The 12,054-nt window shown below is 49.6% G+C and carries 12 protein-coding genes; 5 read left to right on the forward strand and 7 right to left on the reverse strand.

Annotated features, from left to right (window positions below; genetic code table 11):
* Positions 1-37 precede the first annotated feature (37 nt).
* Positions 38-712 carry a lysoplasmalogenase gene (locus TREBR_RS00205; RefSeq protein ID WP_013757219.1) on the reverse strand — a complete coding sequence of 225 codons (675 nt, stop codon included), beginning with the start codon at positions 710-712 and terminating at the stop codon, positions 38-40.
* A 306-nt stretch (positions 713-1,018) separates the two neighbouring features.
* On the opposite strand from TREBR_RS00205, the gene melA reads away from it, so the two are divergent.
* The 4 genes from melA (at position 1,019) to TREBR_RS00225 (ending at position 5,580) form a co-directional block, all read left to right on the forward strand.
* Positions 1,019-2,338, forward strand: a complete 1,320-nt coding sequence (gene melA, locus TREBR_RS00210) for an alpha-glucosidase/alpha-galactosidase (protein ID WP_013757220.1) — start codon at positions 1,019-1,021, stop codon at positions 2,336-2,338.
* An 84-nt stretch (positions 2,339-2,422) separates the two neighbouring features.
* Positions 2,423-3,682, forward strand: coding sequence for an ABC transporter substrate-binding protein (locus TREBR_RS00215; RefSeq protein ID WP_013757221.1), 1,260 nt, complete (start codon positions 2,423-2,425; stop codon positions 3,680-3,682).
* Between the two features lie 90 nt (positions 3,683-3,772).
* A complete protein-coding gene (locus TREBR_RS00220) occupies positions 3,773-4,672 on the forward strand; it encodes a carbohydrate ABC transporter permease (protein WP_013757222.1) in 900 nt (299 codons plus the stop codon).
* A gap of 77 nt (positions 4,673-4,749) precedes the next feature.
* Positions 4,750-5,580 carry a carbohydrate ABC transporter permease gene (locus TREBR_RS00225; protein ID WP_013757223.1) on the forward strand — a complete coding sequence of 277 codons (831 nt, stop codon included), beginning with the start codon at positions 4,750-4,752 and terminating at the stop codon, positions 5,578-5,580.
* On the opposite strand, the gene TREBR_RS00230 is transcribed toward TREBR_RS00225, so the two are convergent.
* The 4 genes from TREBR_RS00230 to TREBR_RS00245 all read right to left on the reverse strand — a co-directional run bounded on the left by TREBR_RS00230 (position 5,532) and on the right by TREBR_RS00245 (position 9,090).
* Positions 5,532-6,407: an AraC family transcriptional regulator gene (locus tag TREBR_RS00230; protein ID WP_013757224.1), complete on the reverse strand. Its 876-nt coding sequence runs from the start codon at positions 6,405-6,407 to the stop codon at positions 5,532-5,534. The genes TREBR_RS00225 and TREBR_RS00230 overlap by 49 nt on opposite strands.
* Positions 6,408-6,476: 69 nt before the next feature.
* A complete protein-coding gene (locus TREBR_RS00235) occupies positions 6,477-6,962 on the reverse strand; it encodes a pyridoxamine 5'-phosphate oxidase family protein (protein WP_013757225.1) in 486 nt (161 codons plus the stop codon).
* A 151-nt stretch (positions 6,963-7,113) separates the two neighbouring features.
* Entirely contained in the window at positions 7,114-8,487 is a 1,374-nt protein-coding gene (locus TREBR_RS00240; protein ID WP_013757226.1) for a TrpB-like pyridoxal phosphate-dependent enzyme, read from the reverse strand.
* Between the two features lie 273 nt (positions 8,488-8,760).
* A complete protein-coding gene (locus TREBR_RS00245; RefSeq protein WP_013757227.1) occupies positions 8,761-9,090 on the reverse strand; it encodes a helix-turn-helix domain-containing protein in 330 nt (109 codons plus the stop codon).
* A 168-nt stretch (positions 9,091-9,258) separates the two neighbouring features.
* On the opposite strand from TREBR_RS00245, the gene TREBR_RS00250 reads away from it, so the two are divergent.
* Positions 9,259-10,374 carry an acyltransferase family protein gene (locus TREBR_RS00250; protein ID WP_013757228.1) on the forward strand — a complete coding sequence of 372 codons (1,116 nt, stop codon included), beginning with the start codon at positions 9,259-9,261 and terminating at the stop codon, positions 10,372-10,374.
* Positions 10,375-10,438: 64 nt separating this feature from the next.
* Here TREBR_RS00250 and TREBR_RS00255 read toward each other — a convergent pair whose 3' ends face one another.
* Complete coding sequence (locus TREBR_RS00255; RefSeq protein ID WP_013757229.1) at positions 10,439-11,389, reverse strand: AEC family transporter; 951 nt, start codon at positions 11,387-11,389, stop codon at positions 10,439-10,441.
* Between the two features lie 20 nt (positions 11,390-11,409).
* A complete protein-coding gene (locus TREBR_RS00260) occupies positions 11,410-12,048 on the reverse strand; it encodes an L-fuculose-phosphate aldolase (protein WP_013757230.1) in 639 nt (212 codons plus the stop codon).
* Positions 12,049-12,054: the final 6 nt, after the last annotated feature.

Raw genomic sequence — 12,054 nt, forward strand, 5'->3', positions numbered from 1 at the left:
TGTTGCCGTAAGCATAATATGCCGGTATCGGCCTTTTTTATGCGAACATCGATCCGCCGACGATTAAAAGCTGCGCGGCAAGATACGTGCTCATGACTTTGAATCGGGCGGCCGGATATTCGCCGATGAACATTTTTTTTGAAAGCAGACTGTCCGATAAAACGAACAGCAATGACCCGGCGGCGCTCACTACGGTGGATGCGCGCGGTGCGGCAATCGCTCCCGTTACGAACGTCCAGCTCATCACGCTGATGCAGACAAGGTAAACGAGCACCATGCCTCCGAACTGCCGAATGTGATTCCGTAACCGTGCGTATAAGCACGCGCCGCCCGCCGTGTAAACGGCGGCTGCGGTAGCGGCGAGCCACGGCGGCAGCCCGTTCCTGCGTATCAGTTGCGCTCCGGCGGCGGCGTAGCATAGCTGCGCACAGGAAAAGAAAATCATTCCCGGCCGGACGCGGGCCGCCGTTCGTTCGTCAAGAAGAAAATAATCTCCGGCCGTGCTGAACAGCAGTGCGGCGGCGATCAGCAAATGGAAGGCTGTTCCGCGTACGATTGCGGCGCCCGCGTAAGCGAGCAGAAGCAACGGCATCAGAAAACATTTGGAACGGTCGGCAGCCGCCGTTTTGCCGCGCAGACACGCTGTCAGATGAAACGCCGAAAGGGCTGCGTACGGGAGCAGTAAAAAACCGGCAATATACGAATTTTGCATGAAAACTCCTTAAAACGGCGAATAGTACTGCGGTTCGTATTGGCAGCCCGATTTTCGCTCGAATCGCGGAACGGAATTTGTCGTCGGACGGTGAAAATGCAACAAATTGACAAATTTTCGGAAACAAAGAACCTATCTTTCCGCTGAAAACCATTTTAACCTATAAACATGTGAGCCGTCAAACCGAATCCGGTACTGACGCCGGCGTTCGATGTCAGGCGTTCATCGTTCGGCGTTCATCGTGCGTCGTTCCGGTTCTCACGGTTCCGATTCCCGCACGGGATACGGCTTTTAGGAGGAACAATTTTGAAAATTACGTTTATGGGAGCAGGCAGCACCGTTTTTGCCAGAAACGTGCTCGGTGATTGTATGTGTACTCCCGCTCTGCAGGATGCGGAAGTGGCGTTGTACGATATCGACGCGACGCGTTTGAAAGAATCCGAACGCATCGTGTCGGCAATCAATAAAAATACGAACGGAAGTCGAGCCGAAATTTGCTGCTATCTGGGGCAGGAAAATCGCCGGGCGGCACTGCAAGGCGCGGACTTCGTCGTAAACGCGATTCAAGTGGGCGGATACGAGCCTTGTACGGTTACCGATTTTGAAATACCTAAAAAATACGGTTTGCGGCAGACTATCGGCGACACGCTCGGAATCGGCGGTATCATGCGTGCACTGCGAACCATTCCCGTTTTGGAAGATTTTGCCCGCGACATGGAAAACGTGTGCCCCGATGCGCTGTTCCTCAATTATACGAATCCGATGGCGATACTTTCGGGGTATATGCAGCGGTATACCGGAGTAAAAACGGTCGGGCTGTGCCACAGCGTGCAGACGTGCTCGGAAACGCTGCTGACGGAACTCGGAATGACCGACAAACTGGAAGGCCGCCGGGAATGCATTGCCGGAATCAATCACATGGCCTGGTTGCTGACCATAACCGATAAAGACGGCTTCGATCTGTATCCTGAGATCAGAAAACGGGCTGCCGAAAAAAACGCCGCCGGTACTCACAACGACATGGTTCGTTTTGATTACATACGGAATTTCGGTTATTACTGTACGGAATCGAGCGAACATAACGCGGAATATAATCCGTTTTACATTAAATCACGCTATCCGCAGCTGATAGAAAAATTCAACATTCCGCTCGATGAATATCCGACCCGCTGCGTAAAACAGATTGCGGACTGGGCTGCCGAACGCGACGGCCTTACGCAAAACGGCAAAACCGCCCGCGTCCGCTCCAAAGAATACGCTTCGTATATTATGGAAGCAATCGTTACGGACACGCCCTATAAAATCGGCGGAAACGTCGTTAATTGCGGCTGTATAGAAAATCTGCCTGCCGAAGCATGCGTCGAAGTTCCCTGCCTCGTCGACGGTAACGGTATTACGCCGTGCCGTCTGGGCAGACTTCCCGTTCAGCTTGCCGCGATGAATATGACGAATATCAACGTCCAGCTGCTCACGATTGAAGCCGCCCGGACAAAAAAGCGTGAACATATTTATCATGCGGCGATGCTGGATCCTCATACGGCGGCGGAATTGAGTATTGATGATATCAGATCCCTGTGCGACGAACTGATAGCCGCGCACGGATCGTATATGGCTTCGTATGATTAACGGAAAGGCGGCGGGTCGTGGCCGGAGCATTCAGCGTTCCGTGTATGGTTCGCCGGTTTTCTGCTATTTTTATAGGAGGACTATATGAAAAAATTTACGGCAGTGCTGCTTATTGCCTGTCTGGCGGGTTCCATCGCGTTTGCGGGTGGTGGAAAGGAAAACAGTGAAACTGCGGTCTTACAAGTTGCTGTCTGGGATAAAAATCAGGAGCCGGGTCTGACGCAGATTCTGAATGACTTTACCGCGGCTACCGGTATTAAGGCTAAGATACAGGTTACGCCGTGGGAACAGTATTGGACCATGCTTGAAGCCGGTGCAACGGGCGGTTCATTGCCCGACGTGTTTTGGATGCATTCAAACGAGTTCTCAAAATACGCTTCATACGGAATGTTGCTCGATTTATCCGTCCGAATTGCCGGCAGTGAGAAAATCAGTCTGACGAATTATCCGCAGGATATCGTCGAATTGTATACGTGGAAAAACAAAACGTATGCCGTTCCGAAAGATATCGATACGATTGCTTTATGGTACAATAAAACGATGTTCGCTGCGGCGGGTGTTCCGTATCCGGACGAATCCTGGACGTGGGATACGTTCAGAAACGCCTGTAAAAAGCTGACGACGGGTGATGGCCGTCAATACGGTTTTACCCTGAAAACGTCCGACAATCAGTCCGGCTGGTACAACATTGTGTACGATATGGGCGGCAGTATCATTTCCGCGGATAAGAAAAAATCCGGATTCGATCAAATCGGAACCGTTAACGCGCTGCAATTCGTTGCGGATTTGGCAAAAGACGGATCGATGCCGCCGTATGAAGTGCTTTCCGAAAATACTGCCGAAGCGCTGTTTGAAGCCGGAAAGGTTGCGATGGTTATGATGGGTTCCTGGATGCTGCCTGAATTATGCAACAACGACTATGTGAAAAAACACGGCGATATCGCCGTATTGCCGAAAGATGCCGGAACGGGAAGACGTGTTTCAATTTACAACGGATTGGGGTGGGCTGCCAGTGCCGCTACGAAGCAGCCGGAAAAGGTGTGGACGCTGATCGAATATTTGGGCTCGGAAAAAGCCCAACGGAAGCAGTCTGATTTGGGTATCGTTATGTCTGCGTATAAAGGAACGACTGAAAACTGGATTTCCGCCTATCCCGATTTCAATTTGCAGGCGTATATCGATATGACCGCCGATATGGTAATTCGCCCGTATTCGGCATCGACGGTTGCCTGGGAGAATATGGCTACCGAAAAACTGATAGACGTTTGGACCGGAAAACGGAATGCGGCGGAAGTATGCCGTGAAATTGCCCGTTTGATGAACGGTATGCTTGCGGAGGAATAAAATCAACGCGGGGAACCGCCCTTTCAGCAGTGCATTCATGAGGAAAGGCGGTTCCTTGCAAATTGCATGAACTTCGGGAGGAGTGAACGAATGCACACATATGGTTTGAGCGGAAAAAGAAAAGAGTTCTTGTGGGGATGGGCATTCTTATTGCCGACGGTGATCGGACTGCTGATCCTGAATATCATTCCCGTTTTTCAAACGATTTGGCAAAGTTTTTTTAAAACCGGCGCGTTCGGAAGGGGAAATCAGTTTATCGGTATACAGAATTTCGTCAAACTTGCGGCTGATAAAACGGTGTGGCAAGCGTTACTGAATACGTGTAAATATACGCTTGTGGAAGTTCCTTTTTCCGTCATTTTTGCCTTGATTGCAGCCGTTTTATTGAATTGCAATATACGCGGAAGATCGGCGTTTCGCACGATTTATTTTTTGCCGATGGTTGCGGCTCCCGCTGCCGTCGCAATGGTATGGCGGTGGCTGTACAATTCGGAATTCGGTTTGCTGAATCAGTTGTTGCAGGCAATAGGGGGCCCGCGGATAAATTGGATTTCTGATCCGCATATTGCGTTTATTTCGGTTGCGTTCGTGGGTGTTTGGTCCGTAACCGGATACAACATGATCCTGTTTTTGGCCGGATTGCAGGAAATTCCGTCCGATTTTTATGAAGCGGCTGAAATTGACGGTGCGAGCGTTATCCGGCAATTTTTCAGTATCACGCTGCCGCAATTGTCGGCGACGATGTTTTTTGTTTCGGTTACGCGGGTGATGGCTGCTTTGCAGGTTTTCGATACGTTTTATATCATGATAGATCGGACAAATCCGGCGGCGTATAAAACGCAGTCGCTGGTGTATTTGTTTTACAAATATTCGTTTATCGAATCGAATAAAGGATACGGCTCGGCGATCGTCTTATTGTTGCTTGCCGTTATTATGATTATCACCGCAATTCAAGTATATTTTCAGAAAAAATGGAATGCTTCCTGCTGAACGCATTTTCGGGTGATAAAACTGACAGACGCGATACCCGCGCCGTGCGGCTTTCGCCGCGTTTTTAAGGAGTTTCTATGAAGCGATTGAGGGCTTACGAGGCCGTTGCGCTCTATACGGTTCTCATATTCGGAGCGCTGCTGATGACCGTTCCGTTTTTTTGGATGATACTTACGGCGTTTAAATCCGTTTCGGAATCGACCCAACTGCATCCGTTTGCCGTTTTTCCGTCGGTGTGGCGGACGGATGCGTTCGTTTCCGTTATCCGCAAGATGAATTTTATCCGATTGTACTGGAACACGCTCGTATTGATAGCCGGAAGGATTCTGTGCACGCTCGTAACGGCGACGCTTGCCGGGTACGCGCTCGGCCGGCTGCATTTTCCGGGAAAAAACGTTGCGTTTGCGCTCGTTTTGTTCCAGATGATGATTCCTCCGCAGATATTCATCATTCCGCAGTATTTGATCGTCAATAAACTGGGAATGCTGAACACGGCGTTCGCCTTGTTGTTTCCGGGGCTGGTTTCCGCGTTCGGAACTTTTTTGATGCGTCAGGCGTTTATTGCACTGCCGCAGGATGTGGAACAGGCGGCTCGTATAGACGGCTGTAATACCGGACAGATATTTTTGCGGATAATGCTGCCGCTCGTACAGTCGTCGCTGGTGGCGCTCGGTATTTTTACGGCACTTTTCGCTTATAAGGAACTGATGTGGCCGCTGGTCGTAAACACGGATCAGAATACGATTCCATTGTCCGCCGCGCTGGCAAAGTTGCAGGGGCAGTTCGTTACGAATTATCCGGAACTGATGGCCGCTTCGTGTCTTGCGTGTGTGCCGATGATCCTGATATATCTGATGTTTCAAAAACAGTTTATCAGCGGAATCGCTTTTTCCGGAAGCAAGTTGTAGCCGGGCTGAGCGCTTGTGCGTTCGGCTGCCTGTCTGGCGGCTTCTTCACGTACGATGCGGCGGTATACGGACGGCGATTTTCCTTCGTACCGGCGGAATATCTTGCAGAATGAAGAACTGTCGTGAAATCCGCACATCGACGCAATTTCCGTAACGCTGACGGTTGAATAGCACAACATGTCTTTTGCCGCGGCGACGCGGCGGCGCATGAGGTATTCTTTGGGCGAGCAGTTTTCGTATTTTTTCAGTATCTTATACAGATACGTCCGGTCTATACCGATTCGGGCGCTGATTTCATCGATGTTGATGTCGCGCATGTAGTTGTATCGGATATAGTTTACGGCTGATTCAAGATATTTTTTTTCTTTGGGAACTTCCGCGATATCTTTTTGACGCAGGCAGGAAAAAAACAGGTAAAACCAGCCGGCAAGTTCCATTTGGGAATAATCGAGTCGGTAAAAGCTGGGCAGTGCCATCCGCATATATTGCTGAAATCCGTCGGGGTTGATTGCCGGACATACGTATGAATCTTTTTCCGGAAAAAAAGCGGCGATCACGCGGTCCGCTTCCGGCCCGTCGAAGGCGAGCCACACGTATTCCCACGGATCCGCTTTATCGGCACGGTAGAACGTTACGTCTCCGGGGCGTATCAAAAACGCCTGATTTTTATGTATGTGAAAAAGATTTCCGGCAGTTCGGTAGATACCTTTCCCGTTCAAAACGAAATGCACCAGATAATGCGCCCGTACCGCCGGACCGTAAAAATGTTCCGGTCTGCATTTTTCATAGCCGTAGTAGTGAAAATAGATTTGAGCTCTGTCGTTCATAGCCGATCCTTTCGTATCAGTATAACATAGGATGGCGGAAATGGAAAAAGGACGGCGGGAATCACGTTTTTAGCGGATGCGGTGCGGGCGCGATTTGCGTTTTGCCGTGTAATCGGCGGAAATTATCCGATATACGGCGACGGCGGCGGCCTGCGCTGCGGTAAAGGCGATGTCTTTACCGCATTGGTGCTTCATCAGCAGGGCGAGCGCCCGGCATTTTTCCGCGGCGTTTTCAACCGCTTCAATGCGGCCGGTTCCGATGACGCTTGAAAAATAATAGCCCGAATTGCACGGCGTTTCGGGAAAGAGCGGCTCGCCTTCGTTTACCGCGTCGAAGCAGACGAGCGGATTGGCGCGCCAGACGTCGATTTTTCGGCCTTCGGCGGCGCAGTGGACGTACAGTGTGAGCTGCCGTTCGTTCAGTTCGTATCCGAAATTAAGGGGGACGACGTACGGAACGGTTCCGTCTATCATGGCGACGTGGCACGTTTTGCACGTGCTGATGATTTCTTCGATTTCACGGATGTCGGTTACGGCTCGGTCGGTTCTGCGCATGAAAAGAGTATACGAAGCGGAACGGGTTGGGTCAAGTCGTTCGCGCGGCGTTGGTGCCGCGCGAACGTGCCCGTTTGCCGAAGAAGGGGGTGTGCCCGTAACGAAGTGCGGGCCAGGGGGAAGGCTTTCCCCCTCACAAGAGGGGGAGCGGTTATTGAATGCCGGGAATTGTGGGGAGGCCGGCGAAGCCTTTCTGTAAATCGGCGTCGGTGGGGACGTAGGTGCTCATGGTGCCGTCGATGTAGGAACCGTAGGCTACCATGTCGAAATAGCCGGTGCCGGTGAGTCCGAACAAGATGGTTTTTGCTTCGCCGGTTTTTTTGCATTCGAGGGCTTCGTTGATTGCACCGAGGATTGCGTGGGCCGATTCCGGGGCGGGCAGAATGGTTTCGTATTTTGCGAACATGGTTGCGGCTTTGAATACGTCTGTCTGGCGGACGGAGACGGCTTCCATATATCCGTCGTGGTACAGTTTGGACAGAATGGGCGACATGCCGTGATAGCGCAGGCCTCCGGCGTGGTCGGGCGAGGGTTTAAAACCGCAGCCGAGGGTGTACATTTTGGCGAGCGGGGTGATTTTGCCGGTGTCGCAGAAGTCGTAGGCGTATTTTCCGCGGGTGAGCGAGGGGCACGAAGCGGGTTCTACGGCGACGACGCGAGGGGCGGCTTTGCCGGTGAGTTTGTCCTGCATGAACGGGGCGATCAGTCCGCCCAGATTTGAGCCGCCGCCCGCGCAGCCGATGACGACGTCGGGGTATTCGTCGAGGAGTTCCATGGCTTTTTTTGCTTCAAGGCCGATGACGGACTGATGCAGCAGTACTTGATTGAGTACCGAACCGAGGACGTAGCGGCAGCCTTCGGTGGAGACGGCTTTTTCGACCGCTTCGGAGATGGCGCAGCCGAGGCTGCCGCTGTTGGCGGGGTCTTCGGCAAGAATCGCGCGGCCGGCGTTGGTGGTGTCGCTGGGACTTGCGATAACCGTTGCGCCGAACGTGTTCATGACGGTGCGGCGGTGGGGTTTTTGGTTGTACGAGCATTTGACCATAAAGACGGTGAGCGGGATGTCGTAGTACGCGCACGCTTCGCTGAGCGCGGTGCCCCACTGTCCGGCGCCGGTTTCGGTGGTGAGGGAGGTGAGTCCCTGCTGTTTTGCATAATACGCCTGCGCGATGGCGGAATTCAGTTTATGGCTGCCGGAGGTGTTGTTGCCTTCAAATTTATAGTAGATTTTTGCCGGAGTGCCGAGCGCTTTTTCCAGATTGTAGGCGCGGATGAGCGGCGAGGGGCGGTAAATTTTATACATTTCGAGGATGCCCGCGGGAATGTCGATGTAGCGCGTCGTTGCGTCCATTTCCTGCTTGGCGAGTTCCGTGCAGAAAACGGGGTAGAGGTCTTCGACGGCTGCCGGTTTCATGGTGGCGGGATTTATCATCGGATCGGGCTGCTCTTTCATGTCGGCGCGCAGGTTGTACCACTGCGTGGGCATTTGGTCTTCGGTAAGATATAAACGGTGGGGTACTTTCATATGATCTCCTATAAAAAAGCAAGGCGAAAGTATCAATTTTCGGAGTGCTTTTTTAAGCTGCTTTGACGAAAGCAGCAAATAATGAAACAGTTTGCAACGCAAACTGGGAAGATAAAAACTGACGGCACTGCGGCAGTTTTTATCATTCCGCCTTTCAGATATACGGGGTTCCGTTAAACACGCAGTGTTTCTATGTGTAGAATTGTAATATATAAACGTGGTTTCTGTCAATAGTAACGAGAAAAAAATTATATTGCAGAAATCGTACGGAATTTATTTTTCTATCATTTCACGGCAGATTTTTTCGATTTCGGCGCTGATGTGGGAAATAAGCGTGTCTTTGAGCGTAGCGGCATATCTTTTTCTGAACGACGCATTGATGTTTGCAGGACTGCCACTTTTTGAAAAGAGAATTTCCGGCTCAATGTGCAGAATGCCGGCTATTTCATCTATGACTTGCGGCGGCGGAAACGAAACACCGCCTTCAATACTGTTAACGTAATTATAGCCTTTATTCAACATGATTGATAAATCTTTTTGTGAAAATTTTGCCTGCTTCCGGTAGAATTTCAGGTTTTCTATAAACGTTTCCTGCAATGACATACTTCTATATAGAACATTTTTACTGTTAAAAAACATTGTTTTATAGCATATCTAATTTATATTTGCTTGAATTTCTTTAAAACAATGTATATAATCTGCTAAAACAATGTGAAAGGCAGTAATTTAATTATTCTTCCCATTAAAACAATGTTATCGTGAGGGTTTATCATGCAAGAAACAACTGAAAACAAATTATACGTTAAGCGTTCTTCAAATTTTGAGCTGCTTAGAATTCTTGCAATGTTGATGATTGTTGCATGTCACGCGGTGCAGCATTCCCGCACCGGAAACTTCTCTTTGATGATTGAGCCTTTCAGTGTAAATGTGGCGGCGAATTATCTTTTGGGTTCGTACGGACAGCTTGGGGTGATTTTGTTCGTTATTGTTTCAAGCTGGTTTTTATGTAGTGCGAAAAGTATTCACTCCGAAAAGGTCGTGCGCCTGTATCTTCAGACCATGCTGTGCAGCGTTGCGGTTTTTGTGTTCGTAAAGCTCGGCGGATTTGAGCCTGTAGGATTTAAGGAACTTGTAAAAACCTTTTTAACGCCGATATACGGCGGTTACTGGTTTATCAGGACGTATCTGTTCTTTTATCTGCTGGTACCGTTTCTGCAGGATTACGTCCGGAAGGCGGATGAAAAACTTCAAGTTCGCTTGCTTGCAATTATGACGATCCTTCTGCCTGTGTTTCGTTTCTTTTTTTTTGTTGAATCTGAATTCGGGAACGTTGGGGATTTTATTTATGTGTTCATCGCCGTGGCATATTTGAAGAAAAAAGAAGGCAATTACCTTGAAAAATACTGCCGAATTATTTTTGCGGCGCTTCTTGCTTTGATGTGGAGTGCACTTTTTGCCGCGAATATCCTGTGCCATCGGTTAGAATTCAGCAAAAATCTGACACGGAACGTTATTCTGCACATTTATAGCAGTCGCCATATTTTTATTATGTTGCTTGCCATGAGTCTGTTCTATATCTTCAAAAACCATGTGAAAATCGGGTACTCAAGAATCATAAATACCGTGGCTAATACGACGTTCGGTGTGTATATTTTCCATGAGAATCTGCTGTTCCATTCTTATGGAGAAAACGGCTTGAGTGAAACGGCACTTTTGTTTGAACAATGGCTGCACGTTGGTGCGCATTTTGAAACGGACAAGCTTTATCCGCTTTATTTGATTTTGTGCGTGTTTGCAGTGTTCACCGTTTGCGGTCTGATAGAATTCCTGCGCCGAAAATTGTGCTGCTCGGTAGAGTACGGGTTCAAGAAACTCCTTCGGAGATGAACGGCGTTTCCCGGTTACTACAGGAAAACGCCGTTTGTTACGCTTGTACGTTTTCGGTTACGGTTTATGAAATGGAGCCGAAAACGCCGGTCTGTACGCAGATGCTGATGACGGTAAAAATGATAAGCGATACGATTATCTGGAGCGATAAAAATCCGGAAGTGAATTCGACGGATTCTTTTTCATTCGTATACATGGGAAGCAGAAAAGAACTCGGAATGAAAAAGTACGTAACGATGGAGACGGTCAGCGCCGGAAACAATCCGATTATGCGTGACAAGAAAAACAGGACGAGCGCGCATAAAATCCCCATAACGACGAGCCGGCAGCAAACCAGTTTGATACCCTTTGCAAAGATCCGCCGGTTGAATTCCAAGCCGGAGCCGATGCACAACAGTATGACCGGCGAAAGCGGTTCTGTCAGCCAGCGTATGCATTGCCGGTATACCTCCGAAAAGGCCGAATCGTTTATTTTAGTTCCTAACTGGAAAGCGCAGCCGATAAATCCGGCGATAACGGCAAGAATGAGCGGACTGGTAAAAAACGATTTTACGGTTTCTCCGATCGTCATTTTCGAGCCGGCGAGTATTTTCAGGCTGGTCGCCATAATGGTAAAACAGAAAATGCCGTTCATCATGTCCATCGGAATGATGTAAAACAGGTTTTCCGCCCCGACGAGTATGGATATCATTGCCCAGCCGAACATTCCGCCTTCAAACGTAGTAACGGCGAGCGGTACGTATCCCTGCACGCTCCGGTCGAAAAACCGTTTGCAGAAAAATCCCGCGCCGTATGCGGCAAACAGGACGACGATTTCCGTACCGATTAAAACGAGCGAACTTTTGCCGAATTTTCCGTTTATCAACACGTTGAAAGCGATTGCCGGCAGAAACACGTTTACGGCTATATTTTTTATCGAAGCGATACCCGAATCGCTGATAATTTTTTTGCGTTTCAGGACGTAGCCCAATGCTATCAGAAAAAATACGGGTACGACGATTTCCAGAATTCTCATACGGAACCTCCTTCGTACGATCACTGACCGTACTGTTTGAATTTCTTGATCAGTGAAATCATTTCACTGTCTTCCAAAATAACCGGCGTACCGATAGCCCGCGATTTTACGTATATCTGTGCGCAGAATTCGATTTCTTCTGCCACGGTGAACGCATGGGCTATCGATTCACCGCCGGCAATCAGTCCGTGATTCGCCAAAAGTACGGCGTTCCGGTCTTTCATGCCGTCGAACGCAACGTCGGCCAGCGCTTCCGTTCCGAACTGCCGGTAGTCGGTGCAGCGGACGTTTTTTCCCGCGAACGCGACCAAATAACTTGAAGCCGGCAGCGGTTCGCGTATCGTTGCCAGCACGGTGCAGTACGGCGAATGCGTGTGAACGACGGCGGAAATATCTTCACGGTTCGCGTAATAAATGAGATGCATTTTCAGTTCGCTCGACGGTTTCCGTTTTCCTTCAACGACGGCGCCGTCGAGTGAAACGACGGGAATGTCCGTCAGTTCCACTTCAAAATAATCCATTCCGCTCGGACTGATGGCGACGAGATTCTGATCCCTGTTGTAAATGCTGATATTCCCGCCGGTACCTTTGGTAAGTCCCGCAGAAACCAGTTTTCTGCAATAATGCATGACGTCCATCCGTTCTTTTTCCAATAACATAAAAAA

The organism is Treponema brennaborense DSM 12168 (assembly GCF_000212415.1).
Lineage (GTDB): Bacteria > Spirochaetota > Spirochaetia > Treponematales > Treponemataceae > Treponema_F > Treponema_F brennaborense.